Origin of the sequence: Eikenella corrodens (genome assembly GCF_900187105.1) — a bacterium.
GTDB classification, from domain to species: domain Bacteria; phylum Pseudomonadota; class Gammaproteobacteria; order Burkholderiales; family Neisseriaceae; genus Eikenella; species Eikenella corrodens.
Genome location: NZ_LT906482.1, coordinates 161387 through 185928, shown reverse-complemented (window position 1 = coordinate 185928; position 24542 = coordinate 161387). Strand labels below are relative to the sequence as shown.

The window sequence follows — 24542 nt, the reverse complement described above, 5'->3', positions numbered from 1 at the left end:
TTAGTTGGATAATTTGCTGCCCGATGTGAAGCGGTCGATAGCCAAGCGCGTACTGCCGATTAAATATTTTCAATGGATTGCCACACATGAACCGAAACAATTCCCCCCAATTACCTGCCTACCGGCCGCCGTTTTGGCTGCGCGGCGGGCATTTGCAGAGCATTTGGCCGAAGCTGGTGCGCATTGGCAGCCCGGCCTATCGGCGCGAGCTTTTGCCCGACAGCCTGGGCGCCACTGAGGTGGCCTACGATTTTGTAGATGGTAAACGCCCCGATGCCCCGCTATTGATGCTGTTTCACGGGCTGGAAGGCAGCAGTGCCAGTCATTATGCCCGCGCCCTGATGTTTGCCGCGCAACGGCACGGCTGGCACGGCGTGGTGGCGCATTTCCGTAGCTGCGGCGAAGTGGAAAACCGCGCACCCGTGTTTTACCACTCCGGTGACAGCGCCGAAGTTGCACATATGCTGCAATTAATGCACTCGCGCTACCCGCGTATCTGCGCCGTCGGTATTTCCTTGGGCGGTAACGCATTGGCCAAATATCTGGCCGAACAAGGCAGCCGTGCCATTCCGCAGGCTGCTGCCGTGGTGAGCGCGCCGTTGGATTTAACCGCCGCCTCTCATCGGCTGGAGCAGGGCTTGAGCAAAATGCTGTATGCACCTTATTTCCTGCGTTCGCTGTTGCCTAAAGCCGCTGCTTGCGCCGCCAGTTTTCCGCAGATTGACGCCGCTGCCGTGCAAGCTGCCGCCAACCTCACCGATTTCGACAACAGCTTCACCGCCCCCGTGCACGGCTTTGCCGATGCCGCCGACTACTACCGCCGCTCCAGCGCCAAACCCCTGCTGCACCGAATCGCCGTGCCTACCCTGATTTTGAACGCACTCAACGACCCCTTCATTCCCGCCGAATCGCTGCCGCAGGCGAGCGACGTATCGCCAAGTGTTACTCTGTTGCAGCCCGAATACGGCGGCCACGCCGGCTTTCCCGGCACGGCTGATTTGGATTGGCTGCCGGATACCGTGTTGCGCTATTTCGACGGCGTGGCAGCACAGGCTACCTGAAAAGGTAGGAAGATTTTCAGGTAGCCTTGATATTAATAAACTGCCAAAATCAGCCAACCGACGCAGCCGAAAGAGCGTATAATGCCTGCCGTTTGAATTTTCCAACCATGAAGAGAGGCTGCCATGACTATCCGCTATAAGCGTGTTTTATTGAAACTTTCAGGTGAGGCATTGATGGGTAACGATGCCTTCGGCATCAACCGCACCACGATTATGGGCATTGTCGGGCAGATTGTGGAAATCGCCAAAATGGGCGTGGAAGTGGGCGTGGTGGTTGGCGGCGGCAACCTGTTTCGCGGTGTGGCCGCGCAGGCCAGTGATATGGACCGCGCCACTGCCGACTACATGGGCATGCTCGCCACGGTGATGAACGCCCTGGCCTTGAAAGATGCGTTTGAAAGCCTCGGCCAGCCCGCGCGCGTGCAATCCGCACTTTCCATGCAGCAGATTGCCGAGACCTATGCCCGCCCCAAAGCCATTCAATATTTGGAAGAAGGCAAAGTGGTGATTTTTGCCGCCGGCACGGGCAACCCATTCTTCACCACCGACACCGCCGCCGCACTGCGTGGTGCGGAAATGAACTGCGACATCATGCTCAAGGCCACCAATGTGGACGGCGTGTACACCGCCGACCCGAAAAAAGACGCTTCGGCCACGCGCTATCAAGACATCACGTTTGACGAAGCCATCGTGAAAAACCTGAAAGTGATGGATGCCACCGCCCTGGCGCTGTGCCGCGAGCGCAAGTTGAACATCGTGGTGTTCGGCATTGCCAAAGAAGGCGCGCTCAAACGGGTGGTTCTTGGCGAAGACGAAGGCACTTTGGTGCATATTTGATTGAATTGGCAAGATTGCAGGCCGCTTCCCAATAGGAGGCGGCCTGATTTTTGGGCTTCAGGTAGCCTGTTGCAGGGGGGAGAGGCTACCTGAAAAACACCCATATAAAATCCGCGCAAGCCAAAGTTGGCTTCCGCAGAAGCTCGGCCTCCTTTGGCAATCTTGTTCCAACCAGCCTTTCGCACCGCAGAAAAAACGCCCGTGGCAATGACGGGCGTTGGTATGTTGGTCAAATCTGCTTATTTTTGCAGCAACACGCGCAGCATCCAAGCAGTTTTTTCGTGGGTTTGCATACGGGTGGTGAGCAGGTCGGCGGTGGGTTCGTCGTTGGCTTCGTCCACAGCGGGGAACAGCTCGCGGCAGGTGCGGATCACGGTTTCCTGGCCTTCCACTAGCTCGCGAATCATAGTAGGAGCATCGTTGCTGCTTTGGCCGTCGGGGATAGAAGTGAGTTTGGCGAATTCGCTGTAGGAACCCGGTGCTTTGAAGCCCAGCGCGCGGATGCGTTCGGCAATTTCGTCCACGGCCAGCGCCAGCTCGTTGTATTGCTCTTCAAACATGGTGTGCAGGCTGTGGAACATTGGGCCTTCCACGTTCCAGTGGTAGTTGTGGGTTTTCAGATAGAGGGTGTAGGTGTCGGCCAGCACTTTAGATAAGCCTTGGGCGATGGTTTGGCGTTGGGTTTCGTTGATACCGATGTTGATGCTCATGATGGCTCCTTATTAAACAGAGTTGGGAAAAAGGATTACTGTTTGATTGGCAGCCATTGTAGTGTTGGTTGTTTTATTTTTCCAATTAAAAATTGCTTTTCGATTGATTTTTTATTTTAATACTATAGTAGATTAAATTTAAATTAGGACAAGGCGGCGAGCCGCAGACAGTACACACGTTACGGCAAGGCGAGCCAACGCTGTACTGGTTTAAATTTAATTCGGGGCTTAGGAAGCAAAATCACTCAATATAGTGATAAGCTTCTGAAATGAATTTAAAAAACAAGTACCAAAAGTTCAGTAAAATTACCGAGCCCAAATTTCGCCAGCTCCTGCGGCTGTTTGCTTTGGATTTGACTGCCTCCGATACCGCAAAACTGACGGGTGTCAGCATCAGAAGTGTCAATAACCTGTACCTGAAATTGCGCCGGCGTTTGGCTGACGAATGCGGGAGGCAGGCACCTTTATACGGCATTGTAGAATTGGACGAATCCTATTTTGGTGCCAAACGCATCAGAGGCAAACGCGGGCGCGGTGCGGGTGGGAAAACTATCGTTTTCGGCATTTTGAAACGTGGGGACAAGGTTTATACCGAGATTGTTCCCGATGCCTCCAAGGCAACGCTGCAAAAGGTCATTAGAGGTCGTGTCGGTATCGAGAGTGTCATCAATACCGACGGTTGGCGCGGTTATCAGGGATTGGTTGACATGGGTTTTGCCAAACATTTCAGGGTACATCATGGTGACAATGAGTTTGTCCGTGGTACGCGGCATATTAACGGTATTGAATCTTTTTGGAGTTACGCCAAGCATCGCTTGGTGCAATTTAACGGGGTGCCGAAACATACGTTTTACCTGCATAAAAGAAACCGAGTTCCGCTTCAATCACAGGCATGATGATTTATATAAAATACTGCTGAGAATGTTGCGGGAAAATCCTTTAAAATAAATTTTGCTTCCTAAGCCCCTTAATTCACTATAAAAAGAAGGCTACCTGAAAGGTTTCAGGTAGCCTCTATTATGTTCTGATATGTTTGAAAGATTGGCTATAAAAGGAGAGCGTGGGCATTCGCTGCTACTCTAGCGCAGCACTTCCTGTTCGGGCGAGTCGTTGCGGGTTTGCAGGCGCACGCTGTGCTGGCTGACGCTCCAGCATTGGGCATTGGCGCTGCGGCTGCACAGGCGCTTGCCGTCGCTATACCATTCTTGATTGCGCTTGCCGGTGCAGGATTCGAGGGTGATGTTGCTGCCGGTTTGGGTAAGGCATTGGCCATTTTGGCGGATGGTGCCGTTGCGGACTATACGTTCGAAATATTGGTTGGGCATGTTACGGCAGGGGTGAAGGGTGAGGGTACGGTTGTGGACGGTGATGCATTCGCTGCCGATACGCATGGTGTCGCCATCGGGGAGCTTGGATTCGGATTGTTTTTCGCGGGCAAAAGCAGTGCTGCTCGGGGCTTTGGTGTGGAGTTTGGGTGCATTGGGCGGGATGGGGCGCACGGGGCAATAGGGCAGAGGGCAGGCGGTGAGGAGGAGGGCGGAGAGCAGGATGAGGCGGTGCATGGGGTTATCCTCGTGGGTTCAGGTAGCCTTTTATATAGTGAGGCTGGGAATATGGCATAATTTACTGTTGTGGAATTTAGCAAATGCTGGCTTGATAGGAAAGTAGTTTGCGCAGATTCAAGGCTACCTGAAAATTTAGCGGGCTGAAGATAGGATATGGGAAATCGGCATCATCATGATGTGGTTTATCAGGCTGGAGAGACGGCGGATGCGCGGTTTATGGTGGCGGCGTGCCCGGCGGCCGGAAAACCTTGCCGCAGCGGGCAAAGCAAGGTAGTATCCCGCTCGTTATGCACTATTGCCGTGGCAGCCGGAAGGCTACCTGAAAACATCTCAATTAAGGAAACCCTATGATCAAAGAAATCCAAACCTCAGCCGAAACCAAGATGCAGCGTTCGGTGGAAGTGCTGCGCGAAAACTTAGCCAAAGTGCGCACCGGCCGCGCCCACACCGGTCTGCTCGACCAGGTGGAAGTGGAATACTACGGCAGCATGGTGCCGGTGAGCCAGGTGGCCAACGTAACCCTGCTCGACGCGCGCACCATCAGCGTGAAGCCCTATGAGGGCAATATGGCCGCCGCCGTGGAAAAAGCCATCCGCGATTCCAACCTCGGCCTGAACCCCGCTTCTATGGGCGACCTTATCCGCGTGCCGATGCCGATGCTCACTGAAGAGCGCCGCAAAGACCTGATTAAAGTAGTGCGCGGCGAAGCCGAAGACGGCCGCGTGTCTATCCGCAACGTGCGCCGCGATGCCAACGATCACATCAAAAAATTGCTGAAAGACAAAGAAGTGTCGGAAGACGATGCCCGCCGCGGCGAAGAGCAGATCCAGAAGCTCACCGACAAATACATCGCCGAAGTGGATAAACTGCTGGAGCATAAAGAAGAAGATTTGATGGTGGTGTAAACCATCCGAGCGATACGGCGGCACGGGCTGATATATTTGCCCGTGCCGCCTAAGGCTACCTGAAACCTGCTTAGCCCGAGGAAAGCATATGAGCAGCAGCACCCAAAGCATCCCCGAACGCACCAACATCCCGCGCCATGTTTGTGTGATTATGGACGGCAACGGCCGCTGGGCGAAAAAACGCCTGCTGCCGCGCGTGATGGGGCACAAACGCGGCCTCACCGCCCTGGAAAACCTAGCCGCCCGCTGCGCCGAGCTCGGCGTGGAATACCTCACCGTATTCGCCTTTTCCACCGAAAACTGGCGCCGCCCCGAAGACGAAGTTTCCTTTTTAATGAAACTGTTTTTGCAGGCGCTAGACGGGAAGGTGGCCAAAATGCACCAAAACAACCTGCGGCTCAAAGTAATCGGCAACCGCAGCCGCTTCCCCGCCACGATTGTGAAAGGCATCGAAGCCGCCGAACGGCTCACCGCCGACAACACCGGCCTCACGCTCACCGTGGCTGCCGACTACGGCGGCCGCTGGGATATCCTGCAAGCTGCCAACCGGCTGATTGCCGAAGGCAAAAGCGAAATCACTGAAGAAGACCTCTCCCAGCGCCTTTCCTTGGCCGAAGCTCCCGAGCCCGACCTGTTTATCCGCACCGGCGGCGAAACCCGTATCAGCAACTTCATGCTCTGGCAAATGGCCTATGCCGAGTTTTATTTCACCGACGCGCTGTGGCCGGATTTCGACGCTGCCGAGTTCGATCGTGCCATTTCTTCCTTCCGCGTGCGCGAACGCCGTTTCGGCCGCACCAGCGAACAGTTGCCGCCGGAACAGCAGCGCGGTTGAGTTGTTGGTTTTCAATCGGGCAGGGCGGCGATGGGCAGATGCCTGTTGCCGCTTTGTTTTAGCACTATAGTGAATTAACAAAAACCAGTACAGCGTTGGCTCGCCTTGCCGTAACGTGTGTACTGTCTGCGGCTCGCCGCCTTGTCCTGATTTTTGTTAATCCACTATACAACCCATGCCCATTTTATGAATCACAGCGAACTTTCCATTCATATCGAAAACTTCCGCCAATCATTCGCCAACCGCGATCTCGAAGACTATCTCCTGGCGCTCTATGCCCTGTTGCAAAGCCAACCGGATGCAGCTTTCACTCCCGCCCTCTGCCTTAGTCTGCTGCAAGAAGCCTTCACCGCTCCGCCCGCTTCGTTTAACGAACAATGGCTGCTCATCCGCCAGATGCCCGATGAACAGCTGAAAACTAGCGATCCGTGGCAATACGCCTGTGCCGTGATTATTTTTCAGGTAGCCGAGCTGCGCCGTATGCGTGGCCAAGAGCTGCAAAACGAATTGCGCCACTACGGCATCACCTCCGAAACCGGCTATAGCTGGTACAACCTCGACCCGCTCACCCTTTTGGAATGCGGCGCGCAGGGGATGGAAGATCGTTTGGGGGAAGAAGCGGTTGTGGCAGAGGATTGGTCGCTGTTGGGCGATTTGTTGGACTTGGGGCGTTATTACGAATAAGCGGCGCAAGGCTACCTGAAAATTTCAGGTAGCCTTTACTTTGGACAGCCAAAACCGTTTGCGCTAAAATGCCGCGTTTTCCGTTTTTCCCTGATTAGACTGAAAGAGATATAAATTATGAAAACCGCACAAGAATTGCGCGCCGGCAACGTATTCATGGTGGGCAGCGAGCCGATGGTGGTACAGAAAACCGAATACATCAAAGGCGGCCGCTCCTCTGCCAAAGTGAGTATGAAGCTGAAAAACCTGCTCACCGGCGCAAACAGCGAAACCATCGTGAAAGCCGATGACAAGTTCGACGTTATCCAGCTCGACCGCAAACAATGTACCTACAGCTATTTCGCCGACCCAATGTATGTATTCATGGACGAAGAGTTCAACCAATACGAAGTTGAAGGCGAAAACATCGGCGACAACCTGAAATTCATCGTAGACGGCATGGAAGATGTGTGCGAAGTAACCTTCTACGAAGGCAACCCGATTTCCGTGGAGCTGCCCACCATCATCGTGCGCGAAGTGGAATACACCGAGCCCGCCGTTAAAGGCGACACTTCCGGCAAAGTGATGAAACCCGCACGCCTCGTGGGCGGTACCGAAATCCAAGTGATGGCTTACATTGAAAACGGCGACAAAGTGGAAATCGACTCCCGCACCGGCGAATTCCGCAAACGCGCCTAATTGCCGCATTCGGCCGGTATAGCTCAGTTGGTAGAGCAGCGCATTCGTAATGCGAAGGTCGGGGGTTCAACTCCCTTTACCGGCACCAATCCAAGCCCCGCTTTTCGCGGGGCTTTTTGCTGGGCGGGTTTCAGGTAGCCTATGAGCTTTACTTCTTCAAGCGCAATATTTCGCGCAGGGTGCCGTCGTGCAGCCAAATCATGGCACATAGGGCATACAGGCAGGCAGATGCGGGGGCATTGCCGCTGCGCATCATTTCGAGTGCTACCGGATCGCGCCACGACCAATACAGCCAGTAGATGCCATCGACGGAAAACCACATGCCAAACAAGGCCAGCGGCAAGTATTTCCACTGCCGACGCGCCAGCGTGCGTGAAGTGATGGGGGTGAACAAGTAGGTGCTGAAGGCCATCAGGAAACTGATGGGAATATCCCAGTCGGGTGCGGGCTGGAGGTAGGAGCCGACAATGAGGATGGCAATGCCGCAGGCAAGCGAAAACAGCTTCCAGGGGCGGAGGTAGTCGTGAAGGGAAACGAGCGGCACTTTCAGGTAGCCTTTCTTGAATGGGCAGGTGGTGGATGACGGACAGCTTTTCACGCAGCCAAGGCTACCTAAAAAATAGTTGATTAAGCCAGCCTAGTGCTTGCACTAAGAAGAAATAATGTGGCGGCTGGGTATTGCACGAACAGTACGGGCAGGCAAACCGTATGTGCTTAGGTGGAAAGGTTGCGCAAACAAAGAGCAAGCGCTGAATTTATATCGGCAAGAAGGCTACCTGAAATTTTCAGGTAGCCTTCTTGCCTACCAAATAGGTTGCAACAAAGTGGAGCTAGCCTTCATCACCGTGCTGGAATGGTGCCCATGCGGCGGGTGAGTGAGGTGTGCGGCTCATTAAATAAGCTGGCGTAGTAGGTGGCGTTGGTCATCACGCGTTTAACGTAGTCGCGGGTTTCATCAAACGGGATGGTTTCGGCATACACCGCGCCTTCAAGCGCGGTGGAGGCCTGCCAGTTGCGGGCGCGGCCGGGGCCGGCGTTGTAGCCGGCAGTGGCGAGTACTTCGTTACCCAAGCGATTGCGGGCATCACCTAGATACCAAGTGCCCATGCGAATATTGCCTTCGATGGTGTGCAATTCGGCAGGGTCCATGCCGATTTTGCCGGCGATTTCGCGGGCGGTGGCGGGCATCACCTGCATCAGGCCGGTGGCGCCCACGCGGGAGCGTACGCCGATCATGAAGCGGCTTTCTTGGCGGATGATGCCGTAGGCCCAGGCGGGATCGATATTGGCTTGGGCGGCGTAGCGGCTCACGCTGTCGCGGAAGGGGGAGATATAGCGCAGGTTGTAGTTGATTTGGCTGTTGGTTTTATCGGCGGCATAAATGCCCATCTCGTAGAAGCCGGCATCATGGGCAAGCTTGGAGGCGGCGAGTAGGGCGGGTTCGTTAAAGCCGTCCACGGCATAGCGCCACTCGGCCTGGGCTTGTTTACGCATATCCCAATCGCCGCTGCGCTGGGAGGCGCGGAATAAATTGAGAGCACGGGAAACCGCGCCGTCGGCGGCCACTTGTCCGGTTTGGCTGCTGCCGGGCTCGGCGGCGGTGTTGCGGGTGTCCACTTTACCGCCGAGGGCTTCGGTGGCAAGCAGGGCATAGAAATTGCGGCCGGAGGCAGCGGCTTGGCGATAGTACTGCTGGGCTCGGGCGGAATCGCCGCTGGCGGCCAGGCTGCGGGCAAGCCAATACTGCCAGGTGGGGTCGGCACGCAGGGTGTCGGGCATAGCTTCGATGATGTTTTGCAGCTCGCTCCAGCGGCTGAGGCGCAGAGCACTGCGGGCATACCATTCCCAGTGTTCTTTGCCCAGCTGGCTGCGGTCGGCACGGTTGAAGGCGTCGAGTGCGGCGGGGAAGCGCTGGTTCAGCGCGTAGTGGTGGCCGAGCACGGCCCAGGCGAAGCCGGTTTGGGCCGGGCTGAGGCTGGCGGAGAGGCTTTGCAGGCGTTGGGCGGCATCGGCCTGTTTGCGGGCATTTTGGCCGATTACGCTGTGCAACAGGGCTTCACGGCCGCCTTGGCTGTCGGGCGTGGCGCTGGTGAGCGGCTCGGGCAGGGGCGAGCCTAAGGCAGCGGCCAAGCGGCGGGCATCGCTGATTTGGTTGTTGGCCAGTAAGCCGCGCACGCGCCGCCAAGCGGCATCGGCGGGCAGTTTGCCTTGGGTGGCGAGCTGCTCGAGCAGGCGGTTGCAGCCTTCGGGCTGGCGGCCGAGTTCGACCAGCACTTCTTGAGCGGCATTTTGATTTTCCTGCCCGGCCAGCGCGGCATAGCAGCGGGTTTCTTTATCGCGGTCGGCGGGTTTCAGGTAGCCGTATTGCCGAACAAACTCTTGCCATTGGCCGTTGCGGCCAAGCTGTTTGAGCCACTGGTTGCGCAGGCTGCTGGCCATGGCGCTGGGCTGGGCTTGGGCGAGGAATTGGGCGGCCTGGCCGGCATCGCCCTGTTTGAGCGCGGCTTGGGCGGATTGGAAGAGCTGATAATCGGCCAGTACTTTGTCTTCGGAATCGCTGCGGCGACCGCCGGGCAGCTGGACGGCGGCGCTGCTGTCGGCGTTGATGGGCTCGATCGGAGTTTCGGTTTGGCTGGAGCAGGCGGCGAGCAGGCCGGCGGCGAGGAGGGGGAGGCTGTGCTGATATATGATTTTTTTCATGCTTGATGTCGGTTTGGATAATTCGGAATGGCTTAAGGCTACCTGAAAGTGGCGGGGCAATGAAGCAGCAGGCGCGAACAGGCAGCGGGTTTTACTGCTTTTTACTTGCGGGCTGGGTTTCAGCCAGTCGGTTGTTCGGTAAGGCTACCTGAAAGTATGGTTTCAATAAAGTTGAAATGTTTAGCCTTGCAGGTTGCTGCAAGGCTAAACATTTCAGGTAGCCCTTTGCTCCGTGTTCAGCCAATACGTTTGAATGGGGGCAGGCAGGAGAGGAGTTGTTTGCCGTAGCGGGCGGTGAGGATTCGGTTGTCGAGAATGGTAATGCGGCCGTAGTCGTGTTCGGTGCGGATGAGGCGGCCTACGGCCTGGGTGAGCTTGATGCCGGCTTCGGGCACAGTGATTTCCATGAAGGGGTTGCCGCCGCGCTGCTCGATCCAGCGGCTGCGGGTTTTTTCGATGGGATGGTCGGGCATGGTGAAGGGTAGTTTGGCGATGATGACGTGGGCGCAGTCGCTGCCGGGCAGGTCGAGGCCTTCGGCGAAGCTGTCGAGCCCGAACAGGATGCTGGCGCGGCCTTCGGCGATGGCTTGGCGGTGGCGTTCGAGCAGGATGGCTTTGGGCAGGTCGCCTTGGATGAGCAATAGGGGCAGGTGGCTTTCAGGTAGCCTTAAGGCCACGTCTTGCATCTGTTTGCGCGAGGAGAACAAAACGAGGGTACCGACGGCTTCTTCGGGGCTGATGAGCTTGGGCAGCCATTCGGCGATTTCGGCGGTATGGGCGTCGGCCTGCTTGGGACTGGCGGCCACGGGCGGGATGTAGAGCTCGCCTTGGGCGGGGAAGTTGAAGGGGCTTTCCAGCGCGAGGGTGGTGGTTTCGGGCAGCCATTGCAGGCCGGTTTGCTGCAATAGGTGTTGGAAGCTGCCGAGCGATTGCAGGGTGGCGGAGGTGAGGATGGCACCGGCGGCGCGGCGCCACAGGCCGGCGGCGAGCATGGCGGCGGCGCTCACGGGGGAGGCGTGGAAGGAGTAGTCGGTTTTGTCGCTGTTGTGACTGCATTCGATCCATTTGGCCAGCGGCGGGGCATCGCCAACGGGCTCGGTGGCGAGCAAGTCCCACACGGCGCTGATTTGCTCGATACGGGCGCGGAATATGCCGAATTCGCTGCTGAGGCGGTCGATTTGGGCGCTGTCGCTGTCTTTTTCGCGTCGGGCGGCGGAGAGGGCGTCGTTGAGGCCGTTGGCGTGTTTGTAGAGGCTTTGCGCGGCGGCGGCGGTGTTGGATACGAGCAGGGCGAGCTCTTCGGGGATTTGGCCGTCTTGCCACAGCCATTGCGGATCGCGGCCGCTGTCGTTGTAGGCGAGCTCGGGGGTGTCACCGAGGTGGAACTGCCATTCGTAGAGGCTGTCGAGCAGGGCGGCGGCGGCTTCGTCGGCCAGGTTGGCCAGCTCGGCTTTGTCGGCCACGGCCGCGATTTTGTCGGTGATTTGCGGCAGTTTTTCCAGCGCCCACACGGCTTGGTTCAGCGAATGCTCGGCGGCAAACTGGTTGAGTGCTTTTTTGGGCAGGTGGTGCGCTTCGTCGATGCAGTAGAAGCTGTGTTCGGGCGCGGGCAGGATCACGCCGCCGCCCATGCCGATGTCCACCATGAGCAAATCGTGGTTGCTCACCACCACATCCACGGTTTCGAGCGTGTCGCGGGCAAGGTAGAAGGGGCATTCGGGGCGGTTGGGGCAGGCGGCTTTGAGGCAGCCGTAGTTGTCGTTGTTTACTTTGAGCCAGAGGGTATCGTCGATTTTCTCCGGCCAGGTGTCGCGATCGCCGTTGAAGCGGCGTTCGGCGAAGGCGTCGGCCAGCTCGCGCAGGGTTTGGATTTCTTCGGGCTTGGGTTTGCTGTCCCATAGGATTTGCGGGGTGTCGAAGCCGGCCAGGCTTTGCTGCGCCTGGCTTTGGGTGAGCTGGTAGAGCTTGTAGGGGCAGAGGTAGCGGCCGCGTCCTTTGGCCAAGGCAAAGGTGAGCTCGAGCCCGCTCTTTTCCACCAAAAATGGCAAATCGCGCCCCACCAGCTGCTCTTGCAGCGCCACGGTGGCGCTGGATACCACCAGCCGCTTGCCGCGCGTTTGTGCCATGATGCCGCCGGCTAAAAGATAGGCCAGGCTTTTGCCCACGCCGGTGGGGCCTTCGATCACGGCAATGCTCTCGCCCTCGCGCTTGGGCGGCTCTTCGCCATCGGCCTTTTCCAGCGTACGCGACAGGGTGTTGGCTACGGCGGCCAGCATTTCGCGCTGCGCTTTGCGCGGGCGGAAATGGGGCAGGTTTTTGCTGATGGCTTGGTAGTGGCGGCGGATGGCGCCTTTTTCTAAATCGGTGAGCATGGCGGTGGCGGCTGGAAAGAAGCGGGTATTATAGAAGATTATGGGAGGGCTTGGGCGGGAGTGGAGGCTACCTGAAAAATATGGAATAGGGCAGAGAAGGCATAGGTGTTCCAAAATCAAAATAAGACAACGCCATATTCTTCATGGAGACGGCTATAAACTTTCAGGTAGCCTGTTGAGCGACAAAGGCTAGCTGAAACCCGATGGCGTGTAGGATGAAAGGCAAGTACAATCCGCCGCATCAATCATCAAACAGCTGGAGAGTGAAATGTCTGAACTCTTGGAATTTTTCCGCACCGAAACCGTGGGTGCGGCGGCGGAAACGCTGGATTTTTGGCTCAACGAATGCAGTTTGGACGAAGCGCCTTCGGTTGAGGAAGTGGCGCAGTGGCAGGCGGTGCTGGATGAGCGCGGCGGTCGGTTTGTGCGGCTGGCGATGATGTGTGCCGATTGGCTTGAGGAGCATGGGGCGTGAACCGCTGGCTGTGGCTGAGCGTTTTGTGGTTTGCGGGCATGATGTATGCCTTGCTGCTGCATCAGGGCAGTAGCGCGCCGCTACCGTTTGCATATTTCGATAAAGTGGTGCACGCGGCTTTGTTTTTCGGCCAGTTTTGGCTGCTGGCTAAAGTGTTTTTGCTACGGCGGCGGCCTGTGCCGTGGCAAGCTTTGCTGCTGGCGGCGCTGGTATTGGCTGCGGGCAGCGAGTGGGCGCAAGGTGCGCTTACGGTATCGCGGCAGGCCGATTGGCGTGATGCGGCAGCAGATATGGCCGGTGCGGCGGCAGCGCTGTATTTTGCCGCGCAGGTGCAGGCGGCGCGCGCCGGGAAGCGGGCGGGTTTGGGCGAAAAGTGTTGAGATGATGCTTGCTAAACGCCGTTTCCGGGCTTATAATGCGCCTTCTTTCGGAATGTAGCGCAGTCTGGTAGCGCACTTCGTTCGGGACGAAGGGGTCGGAGGTTCGAATCCTCTCATTCCGACCAGCTTTTAAAAAAGACTTGGTGCTGCCAAGTCTTTTTGTTTTGGTGCGGCGGAAACGCTGCGCCACTCTCGGTTTTAAAGGCTACCTGAAACTTAGGTTTCGGTTGGGCTGAATATTTCCCATTTCATCCAGTTATTTGCAAAGAAATCTGTTATGACTGCCTCCCTTATCCAAGATCTGCAAGCGCGCGGCCTGATCGCGCAAACCACCGACATCGAAGCTTTGAGCACGTTGTTGAACGAACAGAAAATCACCCTCTACTGCGGTTTCGACCCGACTGCCGACAGCCTGCATATCGGCCACTTGCTGCCCGTATTGGCCTTGCGCCGTTTCCAACAGGCGGGGCATACGCCGATTGCTTTGGTGGGCGGTGCGACCGGCATGATCGGCGATCCCAGCTTCAAAGCGGTGGAGCGCAGCTTGAATTCCGCCGAAACCGTTGCCGGCTGGGTAGAAAGCATCCGCAACCAACTGAAACCGTTTTTGAGCTTTGAAGGTGAAAATGCCGCCATTATGGCGAACAACGCCGACTGGTTCGGCAGCATGAACTGCCTCGATTTCCTGCGCGACATCGGTAAGCATTTTTCTGTAAATGCCATGCTGAACAAGGAGTCCGTCAAACAGCGTATCGACCGCGACGACGTGGGCATTTCCTTCACCGAATTCGCCTACACGCTGCTGCAAAGCTACGACTTTGCCGAGCTGAACAAACGCCACGGTGCAATGCTGCAAATCGGCGGTTCCGACCAATGGGGCAACATCACCAACGGCATCGACCTGACCCGCCGTTTGAACCAAAAACAAGTATTCGGCCTGACCCTACCGCTGGTCACCAAATCCGACGGCACCAAATTCGGCAAAACCGAAGGCGGCGCGGTATGGTTGAACGCGAAGAAAACTTCGCCGTATCAGTTCTACCAGTTCTGGCTGAAGGTGGCCGACGCTGATGTGTATAAATTCCTGAAATACTTCACCTTCCTGCCTATTGAAGAAATCGGCGCCATCGAAGCTAAAGACCAAGCCAGCGGTACCAAGCCCGAAGCGCAACGTATCCTCGCCGAAGAAATGACCCGCCTGATTCACGGCGAAACTGCTCTGCAAGCCGCGCAGCGCATTACTGAAAGCCTGTTTGCCGAAGACCAAAGCAGCCTGACAGAAAGCGACTTCGAACAGCTCGCCCTCGACGGCCTGCCCGCGTTTGAAGTTTCAGGTAGCCTCAATGTAGTGGAAGCATTGGTGAAAACCGGTTTGGCTTCGTCCAACAAAGAAGCGCGCGGTTTTGTGAACAGCAAAGCGGTATTGCTCAACGGCCAAGCCGCCGAATTGAACAATCCGAACCATGCCGCCGAACGCCCCGACGATGCCTATCTGCTGACTGACGCACACAAACGCTTCGGTAAATACACCATCGTGCGACGCGGCAAACGCAACCATGCGCTTTTGGTGTGGCAATGAGTTGAATGAAAACCAAAGGCTACCTGAAAACCCAGCCGCCCAGGCCAGATTTTCAGGTAGCCTTATTTTTAGGTTTACGCTTTGAAAAAACAGCTTATTTTCCTAGGATAAAGGCTACCTGAAACCGATTTTCCGGCTGTTGTTCAGGTTGTCGGCAAGGTTGTTTTCATCGTATGATTCTGCCTCTGGCCAGCCGGCAGACAGTAGATTTTGCAGAACAGGCAGGCCATCAGCCTGTTCTGCAAAATCTAATTGAAATCAGAAAGCTGAACATGCTACAGGCAATCAACCCAATCCGGCTGGCCGATAATTCAGGCCGCCCGCCGGAAACCATTTTGGTGAACGTAACGCCGCAGGAAACACGCGTGGCGCTGTTGGAAGAAAACAAAGTGTGCGAGCTGCACATCGACCGCAACAGCGGCCACGGGCTGGTGGGCAATATTTATTTGGGCGTGGTCAAACGCGTGCTGCCCGGCATGCAGAGCGCCTTTATCGACATCGGCTTGGAGCGTGCCGCCTTTTTGCACATTGTGGACGTGCTCGAACAGCGGCAGAAGCCGGAGGAAACCCAGCGCATCGAGCATATGCTGTTTGAAGGGCAAACCATCTTGGTGCAGGTGATTAAAGACCCGATTAACAGCAAAGGCGCGCGCCTTTCCACCCAAATCTCCCTGGCCGGCCGCTTTCTCGTGTATCTGCCGCAAGACAACCACATCGGCATTTCCCAGCGCATTGAAGACGAAGAAGAACGCAACGAATTGCGCACTCGCCTCAAAGCCCTGCTGCCCGAAAACGCCGGCGGCTACATTATCCGCACCAGCGCCGAAAACGCCCGCGATGAAGAATTGCAGGCCGACATCGGCTACCTGGCCAAGCTGTGGCAAGACATTCTCGCCCGCTCCAAAACCAGCCCGGCCGAAACCATGCTGTATGAGGATTTGCCCCTGAGCCTGCGCGTGCTGCGCGATATGTTCAACAGCAACACCCAGAAAATCTTCGTCGATTCCGCCAATAATTACCGCCTGATGCAGGAATTTGCCCAGCAATACGTGCAGGGGGCGGTGGAACGCATCCAACACTATCAGGGTGAAAAACCCTTGTTTGAGCTCTATCATGTGGAGCAGGAAATCAACCAGTCGCTCAAACCGCGTGTGGATTTAAACTTTGGCGGCTACCTGATTATCGAGAGCACCGAAGCCATGACCACCATCGACGTGAACACCGGCGGCTTCGTGGGCGCGCGCAATTTCGACGAAACCATCTTCAAAACCAACCTCGATGCCTGCCACGCCATCGCCCGTGAGCTGCGCCTGCGCAACCTCGGCGGCATGATTATTGTAGATTTCATCGATATGGTCAGCGAAGAACACCGCCAGGCCGTATTGGGCGAAATGGCCAAAGCCCTGCGCTTCGACCGCACCCGCGTTACCCTCAACGGCTTCACCAGCCTGGGGCTGGTGGAGCTCACCCGCAAACGTTCGCGCGAAAACCTCAACCACATCCTGTGCGAATCCTGCCCCACCTGCCAGGGCAGGGGCTACCTGAAAACCGCGCAAACCGTGTGCTACGAAATCCAACGCGAAATCGTGCGCGAATCCCGCCGCTTCGATGCCCGCGAATTCCGCATCCTCGCCGCGCCGGCTGTTATCGATTTGTTTTTAGACGAAGAATCGCAATCGCTCGCGCTGTTGATTGATTTTATCGGCAAGCCCGTTTCCCTGATGGTGGAAAGCAGTTATACGCAGGAGCAGTTTGATATTGTGCTGCTGTGATGGGGTTGGGTGGCATAAAGGCCGGCTGAGAACGCAACGCAGCAAGTTGCTGCGAAGCCAAGATGGTTAGCCGGCTTTTTGTTTGCTAGGAAGGATTTGAACAGATTGGCGATTACAGTAAGAGAAAAGGCTACCTGAAACTATTTTCAGGTAGCCTTTTGCGTTGTGCGGAGATTATTTCTTCAGCGAATCACGAATTTCGCGCAACAGCAGGATTTCTTCGGAGGGCTCGGCAGGAGCCTCTTCCGGAGCGGCTTTTTGCAGTTTGCTGATGCCTTTGATCACGGCAAAAATAGCGGTGGCGATAATCAGGAAGCTGATCACGGTGTTGATAAACAGGCCGATATTCAGGGTAACCGCGCCGGCAGCTTGGGCGGCGGCCAGGGTGGCGTAACCGTTGGCAGGCGCATCGGCACCTGCTTTCAGGGTGATGAACAGGTTGGAGAAGTCCACGCCGCCCAGAATCAGGCCGATAGGCGGCATGATCACGTCGTCTACCAATGATTTGACGATGCCGGAGAAGGCGGTGCCGACTACCATACCGACGGCGAGGTCGATTACGTTGCCGCGCATGATGAAAGCTTTGAATTCGTCGCGTAATGCCATGTGTGTTTCCTTGGAATGGTTAAAAATGGCGGCATGATAAAGGTTTTAGCCGCCGACGTCTTGTAAGTTGCGGATAAATTTTGTTAATTGTGGCTGAATGGCGGGGAAGGCAACAGATTATTCGATTTCGCTGCTGTTGGCTGGCAGGATATGGCGGCAGAAACGCCAATCAGCAACGGCTTGGTCGTCGATATAGGCTTGCGGTTTGGGCAGGAAGGCTTGGAAACAGTGGGCGATTCCCAGCTCTTCGGCGCTGGCGCGGGCGTAGTCGGCACCGCCGCTGCTCCACAAGTAGAGCAGATGGCCGGCGTCGTGCAGGCGGCGGATGTGGGCGATTACGGCGGCCATGGGGATACGAGTTTGGCCAACGCTGCGGACGAGGGTGTCGTCAACATCGACGAATATGGTTTTGGGGCGGGGCGTATTCATGTGAGGCTACCTGAAAAAAAGACCGGGCTGAAGCGCTGCATTTCATACGGCTATATTGCTGTCGGGTATGGAAGGAGGGCTTCAGCCTGATTTGTCAAAGCTGGTGCAGGTAAGGCACAAACCCAGGCTGTTGCCTGTGCTGCTTTATTCCGGGTGCATCAGTGCCTGGATTTCAGCCAGTGAAATATCGGGCACGGCGCCGTGGCGGGTAACGTTGAGCGCACCGATGGCGCAGGCGAAGGCCAGTGTGTCTTCGGGGCTGGCGCCGGAGAGCATTTGGAACAGGAAACCGGCAAGGAAGCTGTCGCCCGCGCCCACGGAATCGGCCATGCTCACGCGGAAGCCGTGGTGGGCGAGGATTTTGCCGTGGCGGAAATACACCGCGCCATGCTGACCGAGGGTGATGCAGATGTGGGCGGTGTCGGTGTGGCCGGCGAGGTAGCGCAGGTTTTGTTCGAGGCTGTGGTAGGGCGAGCCGAAGGCGGCGGAGAGCTCGTAGAGTTCCTCGTCGTTGAGCTTGATGAGGTCGGCATGGCGCATGAGGCTGAGCACGCGTTCGGGCTCGTAATGCGGCTTGCGCAGATTGACATCGAGCACGCGGAAGCGGGCGGCAGGCAGGATTTGCTCCAATGCAGCACGGGATACGGGATCGCGCCCGGAGAGGCTGCCATACACGAGCACGTCGGATTCGGCCACGCGCGCAAGCGCTGCTTCGGTTGCGCAGATTTTATCCCAGGCGCAGGGGTAAATGATGTTGTAGCTGGCGCTGCCGTCGGGCTTGAGCAGCACTTTCACCAGGCTGGTGGCGTGTTCTTCATCGGTTTGCACCAAATCGGCGGCCACGTTGCGCGCCGTAATCTGGCGCAGCAGCTCTTCGCCGTCGGCATCGCGGCCGCGCCGGCTGATGATGCTGCAGTCCGCGCCAAACGAGGCCAGACGCACCAAAACATTGAGCGGCGCGCCGCCGAGGGCTTTGCCGCCGGGGAAGTCGTCCCACAATACTTCGCCGAAGCTGCTGATTTTCATGATGAGGCCTTTATGGTTGTTTATTTGGGCGTTGGCAGTTTGCCTGATTTTGGTTTCAGGTAGCCCGATGGGGTAGGAAGTAAAACAGGCTACCTGAAAACAATTTATCGCTTTTCAGGTAGCCTTCCATTTGGATTACACGTTAAACAAGAAGTGCATCACATCGCCATCCTGCACTACATATTCCTTGCCTTCCACGCGCATTTTGCCAGCTTCTTTGGCCTTGGCTTCGCCACCGAGCGAGACAAAATCGTTGTAGGAAATCACTTGGGCGCGGATGAAGCCGCGTTCGAAGTCGGTGTGAATCACGCCGGCAGCCTGCGGGGCGGTGTCGCCTTTGTGAATCGTCCACGCGCGGACTTCTTTCACGCCGGCGGTGAAGTAGGTTTGCAGGCCCAAGAGGTCGTAGCCCGCTCGGATCAGGCGGTTCAGGCCGGGTTCTTCCAAGCCCATTTCGGCGAGGAATTCGGCTTTTTCGTCGTCTTCCAACTCGGCGATTTCGCTCTCCATCGCGGCGCAAACGGCAACGACGGGGGCGTTTTCTTTTTCGGCCAATGCTTTCAGGCGGTCGAGGTGCGGGTTGTTGTCAAAACCGTCTTCGGCCACGTTGCCGACATACATGGCGGGCTTGGCGGTCAGCAGGAACAGCGGTTTGAGCATGGCGAGCTCGTCTGCGTCTAAGCCGAAGGAGCGTACGGGTTTGCCTTCGTTGAGGTGCGGCAGAATTTTTTTGCACAGTTCCACCAATTTTTGCGCGTCTTTGTCGCCTGAGCGGGCGCGTTTTTCTTCGCGGACGATGGCTTTTTCCACGCTGGCGAGGTCGGCCAGCGCCAGTTCGGTGCCGATGGTTTCGATGTCGGCAATCGGATCGACTTTGCCGGAAACGTGGACGATGTTGTCGTCGTCGAAGCAGCGTACGACGTTCACGATGGCGTCGGTTTCGCGGATGTTGGCGAGGAACTGGTTGCCCAAGCCTTCGCCTTTGCTTGCACCGGCGACCAAGCCTGCGATGTCCACAAATTCCACAATCGCGGGCTGCATTTTTTGTGGATTGACGATTTTTGCCAGCTCCGCCATGCGCGGGTCGGGCACTTCCACGATGCCGACGTTGGGCTCGATGGTGCAGAAGGGATAGTTCGCCGCTTCGATGCCCGATTGGGTCAGCGCGTTGAAGAGGGTGGATTTGCCGACGTTGGGCAGGCCGACGATGCCGCATTTCATGCTCATGTGTGTTCCTTAAATGCCGTTAGATTAAAATCGGCGGATTTTAACATAGAAGGCTACCTGAAAGCTGCGGTTTGGGTTTTCAGGTAGCCTTTAGGCGATTTGAAGCGGGCTGAAAATAGCCGCACGGGATGACGGTCGGGCAGAAACGCGGCTTCGGCCGGGCAAAATATTGTGCCGCTTTGTTGAAGCTGCATTTTCAGGTAGCCTGCGGGGCAGGGCGGAAATAGGCAGTTTGCCCATAAGGCTGCTATAATGCCGCCCCTGTTTGGCCGGTGTGTTTGCCCGGCCGTATAGCTAAAGCGGTTATTTCTTCATGCAGCCAGGAAGGAGTGAATGCTTTGGCGTTATGCCGATAACCATACAAAGCCGCACATCACCATGCTTGAACACCTGCCTTATTTCCAGCAACATCTGCCTCGCGATTTGAGCCGCGTTAATGCGGTGATTGAGCGCGCGGTGCAATCGGAAGTGGCGCTGATTTCGCAAATCGGGCGCTACATCATCAGCGCCGGCGGCAAGCGGCTGCGGCCGGTGCTCACCATTCTTTCCGGCAAGGTGCTGGGTTACGATGAAGACCCGCTCTACGCACTGGCGGCGATGGTGGAATTCATCCACACTTCGACCCTGCTGCACGACGATGTGGTGGACGAAAGCGAGTTGCGGCGCGGCCGGAAAACGGCAAACAATATGTTTGGCAACGCTGCTGCCGTGTTGGTGGGCGATTTTCTCTACACCCGCGCCTTCCAGCTGATGGTGTCTTCAGGTAGCCTCAAGATTTTAGACGTGATGGCTGATGCCACCAACATCATCGCCGAGGGTGAAGTGTTGCAGCTGATGAATATCGGCAACACCAACATCACCGAAGCCGAATATGTGCAGGTGATCCAATACAAAACCGCCAAATTGTTTGAAGCCGCCGCACAGGTGGGCGCGATTTTGGCCGGCGCCACGCCCGAGCAGGAAAACGCGCTGAAAGACTACGGCCGCCACATCGGCACCGCTTTCCAGATTATTGATGATGTGCTGGATTATTCCGGCAACATCGAAGAAATCGGCAAAAACGTGGGCGACGATTTGGCCGAAGGCAAGCCGACCCTGCCGCTGATTTACCTGATGCAAAACGCCGAGCCGCCGGTGGCCGACGCCGTGCGCCACGCCTTGGAGCACGCCGACCGCAGCTATTTCGAGCAGATTCATGCCCATGTGGTGCAATCCGATGCGCTGGCCTATTGCGTGAGCGAGGCGCGTAAGGCAGTGGATGAGGCTTTATCTTGCCTGGCCGCACTGCCGGATAATGAAGTGTCGCAAGCGATGCGGCAGCTTGCCGAAGAATCACTGGCACGTGTATCATAGCGGCCTTTTTCGGGAATATATAATTGCATCTGAATGTTATCCCGTTGTTTTTGGTATTGCTGATTTTGCTGGGCGTGCTCAGCAACAACCAATCCATTACCATCTCGGCCACTGTGTTGCTCCTGATGCAGCAAACCGTGCTGGCACGCTATATCCCGCTGGCCGAACAATACGGCATTCAAGCCGGCATTATTCTGCTCACCATCGGCGTGCTCAGCCCGCTGGTGTCGGGCAGAATCCAGTTTCCCGGTTTGGCCGGTTTGATGAGCTGGAAAATGCTGGCGGCGGTGTTGGTGGGCGTGTTGGTGGCCTGGCTGGCCGGGCGCGGCGTGCCGCTAATGAGCGAGCAGCCGGTGCTGGTAACCGGCCTGCTGCTGGGCACGATTATCGGCGTGGCGTTTTTGGGCGGCATTCCGGTGGGGCCGCTTATTGCCGCGGGGATTTTGTCGCTTATTGCCGGAAAAGTTTGATTGGAAAGTTTGAGTATTTCTCGCCGTAGTTCAATGGATAGAACGTATGCCTCCTAAGCGTAAAATACAGGTTCGATTCCTGTCGGCGGGGCCATGATGAAAAGGCTACCTGAAATTTTCAGGTAGCCTTTTTCTTGCCTGCCGTTTGCAGGGAATGGGGGATTAACCCGTATTGCGCAAGCCTTGTGCCACGCCGTTGATGGTGAGGTGGATCAGGTGGATGAGCTGCGGGTTGCCCGGGTGCTGGCGCAAGCGGGCGAGCAGGGCTACCTGAAGCCAGTTGAGCGCGTTCAGGTAGGGAATGCGCAGAGCCAGGGAGCGGGCGAGGCTGCGGTTGTCGGTGAGCAGGTGGTCTTGCTCGATTAATTGTAACAGGGCGCGACGGCTGCGTTCGAACTCGCCTGCAATGAGTTCAAACATGGCTTGGGCGGCTTGCGGCTGGTCGGCCAGGCCGACGTAGGCACGGGCAATGTCTAAATCCGCTTTGGCCATTACCTGCTCCATATTGGAGAGCATGGCTTGGAAGAAGGCGCTGTGCTGCACCATATGGCGCAGGTGCTCGAGATTGGCAGGGTTGTCGCGCAAGAGCTGTTCAACAGCACTGCCGAAGCCATACCAAGCAGGCAGCATCAGGCGGTTTTGCGTCCAGGAGAACACCCAAGGGATGGCGCGCAAATCCTGTATTCGCGCTAGGGTTTTGCGGCTGGCGGGGCGGCTGCCGATGTTGAGGCTGGCGATTTCGTTGATCGGGCTGGTTTGCAGGAAATAGCCCACGAAATCGGGATGGGTGATGAGCTCGCGGTAGTAGGCGAAGGCGGCGTCGGAGAGCGACTGCATCAGCGCGGCATCGGGCTCTTCGGTGCGGTGCGGCAGCAGGCTGGCTTCCAGCGCGGCGGCCACCAAGGTTTCGAGGTTGCGCTCGGCGTTGTCGGCATCGGCATATTTGGCGGTGATGACTTCGCCCTGCTCGGTGATGCGGATTTGTCCGGCCACGCTGCCGGCTGGTTGTGCCAGTACGGCTTCGTAGGAAGGGCCGCCGCCACGCCCCACGCTGCCGCCGCGCCCGTGGAATAGGCGCAGGCGTACTTGGTGTTTGGCAAACAGTTTCACCAAAGCTTGCTCGGCCTGATACAGCACCCATTGGCTGGTTACATAACCGCCGTCTTTATTGCTGTCGGAATAGCCGAGCATGATTTCCTGAATATTGCTGCGGTCGGCGAGCAGGTGGCGGTACCACGGCAGGGAGAAAAGATGATCCATCACGCCGATGCAGTCTTGCAGCGCTTCGATAGTTTCAAACAGCGGCACGATATTGAGCCGGCTTTCAGGTAGCCCTTCGGTGTTTAGGCGCAACAGGCCGGTTTCTTTCATAATCAAGGCCAAGGCAAGCATTTCGCTTACGTTTTCGGCATTGGAGATGATGCTTTGGCGGATGGCTTCCTCGCCGAAGCCGGCTTTAATTTCGGCAGCGGCACGGAAGATGGCCAGCTCGTGTTCGGTATCTTCGCTGTATCGGGCGAACGGGCTGTGGAGCGGGCGCGGGGAAGACAGTTCGCGCAGCAGCACACGTTCGCGCTCGGCTTCGTTCAGCGCGGCGAAGTCTTCCAAGCCGGCAGCTGCAAAGAGCTCGGCTACCACGTCGATATGTTTTTGGGCGTGTTGGCGCAAATCTAGCGGCATCAGATAAAAGCGGAACACGGAAGCGGCACGGATCAGGTCGGCCAAGCGGCCGTCGGCCAGCAGGCGGCTGCCGTTGGCGCACAAGGAAGTGTGCACGATGTGCAGGTCGGCTAAAAATTCTTCCACCGTGTCATACGGTTCGAGTAGGCCAAACTGGCTGCCCAAGCCGCTGCCGAAACGGTGGGCGGTGGCCACGGTGCGGGCGAGAATATAGGCCAGGGCGCGGCGGTAGGGCTCTTCTTCGTGGGCGCGTTCGGTGTCGGGAGATTTAGCTGATAAAGCCAACACTTCGGGGCTCACGTTCACGCGCCGGATTGACATCGGCAGCTCTTCATACAGTTTGTAGAGCTGGCTGCGGTAGAAGCGGAACACGGCGCTGGCCTGCTGGGCGAAAGCTGTGCGCAGGGTGTCGGCGGAAACGAAAGGGTTGCCGTCGCGGTCGCCGCCGATCCAGCCGCCGATGTGCAGCACATTGGGCAGGCGGGTGTGCGGAAAGGCTACCTGAAGGGCGGCTTCCAGCTTGCGGTATACGCCGGGCACGGCGCTGAAGAAGCTGAGCGGAAAATACATGATGCCGTTGCTGATTTCATCGGCTACCGTAATTTTGAAATGACGGTTTTCATTGGTTTGCCACAGCGTCCACAGCATGGTTTGCACCTGCTGCTGCAAGCGTTCTTCGTTTTGCCCGGCCTGGTTGGCGCGTTGGTCGAGCAGGTTGCGGATTTGGCGGTGCAGGGTGAGGGTGGTTTGGCGCTGCACTTCGGTGGGATGCGCGGTGAGCACAGCGGCCACTTCGGTGTGGTTTAGCTGCTGCTGTAAGGCTTCGGCGCTTACGCCTTGCTGTTGCAGCAAATCAAGGGTGTGGCCGAAGGTGGATTTGGCGTTGTCGCGGGTTTGGCTGTGCGCCAGACGGCGGCGTTGGTGGTGTGCGTCTTCGGCAATATTGAGGATTTGTGCAAACAGGCTGCAGGCGCGGATGAGGTCTTCCAGCTGTTGGTCGTTGAGCTGCGGCAGGCTGCGTGTTACCACGTCTTGCGGCGCTTCGCCGCCCAGCAGCGCGGCCACGGCTTCCTGCACGGGGCAGTCGGTTTGCGCGGCCAGCACGGTTTGCAGCGCGCCGGTGAGGAAGGCAACGTCGTCGAAGAGCGGCGCGTCTTTGTAGGGATGTTGGCCGGAAGGTTCGGGCATCATGGGATAT

At 57.1% G+C, this 24542-nt stretch carries 24 protein-coding genes, 3 tRNA genes and 1 pseudogene; 17 read left to right on the top strand and 11 right to left on the bottom strand.

What is annotated here, in order from left to right; all coding sequences use genetic code 11:
* Nucleotides 1–86 precede the first annotated feature (86 nt).
* Nucleotides 87–1061, top strand: coding sequence for a YheT family hydrolase (locus CKV94_RS00965; protein WP_003823147.1), 975 nt, complete (start codon nucleotides 87–89; stop codon nucleotides 1059–1061).
* Between the two features lie 123 nt (nucleotides 1062–1184).
* The gene (gene pyrH, locus CKV94_RS00960) at nucleotides 1185–1898 is read left to right on the top strand and encodes a UMP kinase (RefSeq protein WP_003823146.1); all 714 of its coding nucleotides are present in this window, start codon (nucleotides 1185–1187) and stop codon (nucleotides 1896–1898) included.
* A 239-nt stretch (nucleotides 1899–2137) separates the two neighbouring features.
* Here the strand turns inward: pyrH and CKV94_RS00955 are convergent, their stop codons facing one another.
* On the bottom strand, nucleotides 2138–2608 hold the full coding sequence (locus CKV94_RS00955; protein WP_003823145.1) for a Dps family protein: 471 nt from the start codon (nucleotides 2606–2608) through the stop codon (nucleotides 2138–2140).
* Between the two features lie 269 nt (nucleotides 2609–2877).
* Between CKV94_RS00955 and CKV94_RS00950 the strand changes: the two are divergent.
* Nucleotides 2878–3556: pseudogene (locus tag CKV94_RS00950) on the top strand (IS1595 family transposase).
* 131 nt (nucleotides 3557–3687) lie between these two features.
* Here the strand turns inward: CKV94_RS00950 and CKV94_RS00945 are convergent.
* Complete coding sequence (locus tag CKV94_RS00945; RefSeq protein ID WP_003823144.1) at nucleotides 3688–4170, bottom strand: RICIN domain-containing protein; 483 nt, start codon at nucleotides 4168–4170, stop codon at nucleotides 3688–3690.
* Between the two features lie 156 nt (nucleotides 4171–4326).
* Between CKV94_RS00945 and CKV94_RS11025 the strand changes: the two genes are divergently transcribed.
* The 6 genes from CKV94_RS11025 to CKV94_RS00920 all read left to right on the top strand — a co-directional run bounded on the left by CKV94_RS11025 (nucleotide 4327) and on the right by CKV94_RS00920 (nucleotide 7363).
* Nucleotides 4327–4524, top strand: a complete 198-nt coding sequence (locus CKV94_RS11025; protein WP_003823143.1) for a hypothetical protein — start codon at nucleotides 4327–4329, stop codon at nucleotides 4522–4524.
* Nucleotides 4521–5078 carry a ribosome recycling factor gene (gene frr, locus CKV94_RS00940; RefSeq protein WP_003823140.1) on the top strand — a complete coding sequence of 186 codons (558 nt, stop codon included), beginning with the start codon at nucleotides 4521–4523 and terminating at the stop codon, nucleotides 5076–5078. The genes CKV94_RS11025 and frr overlap by 4 nt, the downstream gene beginning before the upstream one ends.
* Nucleotides 5079–5166: 88 nt before the next feature.
* Nucleotides 5167–5913 (top strand): isoprenyl transferase, encoded by a 747-nt coding sequence (locus CKV94_RS00935; RefSeq protein WP_003823138.1) that lies wholly within the window; start codon nucleotides 5167–5169, stop codon nucleotides 5911–5913.
* A 186-nt stretch (nucleotides 5914–6099) separates the two neighbouring features.
* Nucleotides 6100–6597 carry a hypothetical protein gene (locus tag CKV94_RS00930; protein ID WP_003823136.1) on the top strand — a complete coding sequence of 166 codons (498 nt, stop codon included), beginning with the start codon at nucleotides 6100–6102 and terminating at the stop codon, nucleotides 6595–6597.
* 117 nt (nucleotides 6598–6714) lie between these two features.
* On the top strand, nucleotides 6715–7275 hold the full coding sequence (gene efp, locus CKV94_RS00925) for an elongation factor P (protein WP_003823135.1): 561 nt from the start codon (nucleotides 6715–6717) through the stop codon (nucleotides 7273–7275).
* 12 nt (nucleotides 7276–7287) lie between these two features.
* Nucleotides 7288–7363: transfer RNA gene (locus tag CKV94_RS00920), tRNA-Thr, on the top strand.
* A 60-nt stretch (nucleotides 7364–7423) separates the two neighbouring features.
* On the opposite strand, the gene CKV94_RS00915 is transcribed toward CKV94_RS00920, so the two are convergent.
* From CKV94_RS00915 to dinG, 3 genes are all read right to left on the bottom strand, one after another.
* Entirely contained in the window at nucleotides 7424–7819 is a 396-nt protein-coding gene (locus CKV94_RS00915; protein WP_003823134.1) for a hypothetical protein, read from the bottom strand.
* A gap of 296 nt (nucleotides 7820–8115) precedes the next feature.
* Nucleotides 8116–9975, bottom strand: a complete 1860-nt coding sequence (locus CKV94_RS00910; RefSeq protein WP_035580139.1) for a lytic transglycosylase domain-containing protein — start codon at nucleotides 9973–9975, stop codon at nucleotides 8116–8118.
* Between the two features lie 236 nt (nucleotides 9976–10211).
* Nucleotides 10212–12347 carry an ATP-dependent DNA helicase DinG gene (gene dinG / locus CKV94_RS00905; protein WP_003823127.1) on the bottom strand — a complete coding sequence of 712 codons (2136 nt, stop codon included), beginning with the start codon at nucleotides 12345–12347 and terminating at the stop codon, nucleotides 10212–10214.
* Between the two features lie 268 nt (nucleotides 12348–12615).
* Here dinG and CKV94_RS00900 point away from each other — a divergent pair, with 268 nt between their 5' ends.
* The 5 genes from CKV94_RS00900 (at nucleotide 12616) to rng (ending at nucleotide 16553) form a co-directional block, all read left to right on the top strand.
* Complete coding sequence (locus tag CKV94_RS00900) at nucleotides 12616–12822, top strand: hypothetical protein (protein ID WP_003823125.1); 207 nt, start codon at nucleotides 12616–12618, stop codon at nucleotides 12820–12822.
* Nucleotides 12819–13202: a hypothetical protein gene (locus CKV94_RS00895; RefSeq protein ID WP_003823124.1), complete on the top strand. Its 384-nt coding sequence runs from the start codon at nucleotides 12819–12821 to the stop codon at nucleotides 13200–13202. Before CKV94_RS00900 ends, CKV94_RS00895 begins: the two co-directional genes overlap by 4 nt.
* A gap of 48 nt (nucleotides 13203–13250) precedes the next feature.
* Nucleotides 13251–13327, top strand: a tRNA-Pro gene (locus CKV94_RS00890).
* Between the two features lie 152 nt (nucleotides 13328–13479).
* The gene (gene tyrS, locus CKV94_RS00885; protein ID WP_003823123.1) at nucleotides 13480–14781 is read left to right on the top strand and encodes a tyrosine--tRNA ligase; all 1302 of its coding nucleotides are present in this window, start codon (nucleotides 13480–13482) and stop codon (nucleotides 14779–14781) included.
* Nucleotides 14782–15053: 272 nt separating this feature from the next.
* Nucleotides 15054–16553 (top strand): ribonuclease G, encoded by a 1500-nt coding sequence (gene rng, locus CKV94_RS00880; RefSeq protein ID WP_023886773.1) that lies wholly within the window; start codon nucleotides 15054–15056, stop codon nucleotides 16551–16553.
* A gap of 174 nt (nucleotides 16554–16727) precedes the next feature.
* Here the strand turns inward: rng and mscL are convergent, their stop codons facing one another.
* The 5 genes from mscL to CKV94_RS11020 all read right to left on the bottom strand — a co-directional run bounded on the left by mscL (nucleotide 16728) and on the right by CKV94_RS11020 (nucleotide 20035).
* Nucleotides 16728–17159 carry a large conductance mechanosensitive channel protein MscL gene (gene mscL, locus CKV94_RS00875; protein WP_003823120.1) on the bottom strand — a complete coding sequence of 144 codons (432 nt, stop codon included), beginning with the start codon at nucleotides 17157–17159 and terminating at the stop codon, nucleotides 16728–16730.
* A 117-nt stretch (nucleotides 17160–17276) separates the two neighbouring features.
* Nucleotides 17277–17588 carry an HAD family hydrolase gene (locus tag CKV94_RS00870; RefSeq protein ID WP_035580136.1) on the bottom strand — a complete coding sequence of 104 codons (312 nt, stop codon included), beginning with the start codon at nucleotides 17586–17588 and terminating at the stop codon, nucleotides 17277–17279.
* 144 nt (nucleotides 17589–17732) lie between these two features.
* On the bottom strand, nucleotides 17733–18614 hold the full coding sequence (locus CKV94_RS00865) for a carbohydrate kinase family protein (protein ID WP_035580134.1): 882 nt from the start codon (nucleotides 18612–18614) through the stop codon (nucleotides 17733–17735).
* A gap of 135 nt (nucleotides 18615–18749) precedes the next feature.
* Entirely contained in the window at nucleotides 18750–19841 is a 1092-nt protein-coding gene (ychF, locus tag CKV94_RS00860) for a redox-regulated ATPase YchF (RefSeq protein ID WP_003823115.1), read from the bottom strand.
* A 53-nt stretch (nucleotides 19842–19894) separates the two neighbouring features.
* Entirely contained in the window at nucleotides 19895–20035 is a 141-nt protein-coding gene (locus CKV94_RS11020) for a hypothetical protein (protein WP_003823114.1), read from the bottom strand.
* Nucleotides 20036–20219: 184 nt separating this feature from the next.
* On the opposite strand from CKV94_RS11020, the gene CKV94_RS00855 reads away from it, so the two are divergent.
* The 3 genes from CKV94_RS00855 to CKV94_RS00845 all read left to right on the top strand — a co-directional run bounded on the left by CKV94_RS00855 (nucleotide 20220) and on the right by CKV94_RS00845 (nucleotide 21758).
* The gene (locus tag CKV94_RS00855) at nucleotides 20220–21194 is read left to right on the top strand and encodes a polyprenyl synthetase family protein (protein WP_035580415.1); all 975 of its coding nucleotides are present in this window, start codon (nucleotides 20220–20222) and stop codon (nucleotides 21192–21194) included.
* Nucleotides 21195–21217: 23 nt separating this feature from the next.
* Complete coding sequence (locus tag CKV94_RS00850) at nucleotides 21218–21664, top strand: DUF441 domain-containing protein (protein ID WP_003823112.1); 447 nt, start codon at nucleotides 21218–21220, stop codon at nucleotides 21662–21664.
* A gap of 19 nt (nucleotides 21665–21683) precedes the next feature.
* Nucleotides 21684–21758: transfer RNA gene (locus CKV94_RS00845), tRNA-Arg, on the top strand.
* A 68-nt stretch (nucleotides 21759–21826) separates the two neighbouring features.
* Here the strand turns inward: CKV94_RS00845 and ppc are convergent.
* Nucleotides 21827–24535, bottom strand: coding sequence for a phosphoenolpyruvate carboxylase (gene ppc / locus CKV94_RS00840; protein ID WP_003823111.1), 2709 nt, complete (start codon nucleotides 24533–24535; stop codon nucleotides 21827–21829).
* Nucleotides 24536–24542 lie beyond the last annotated feature (7 nt).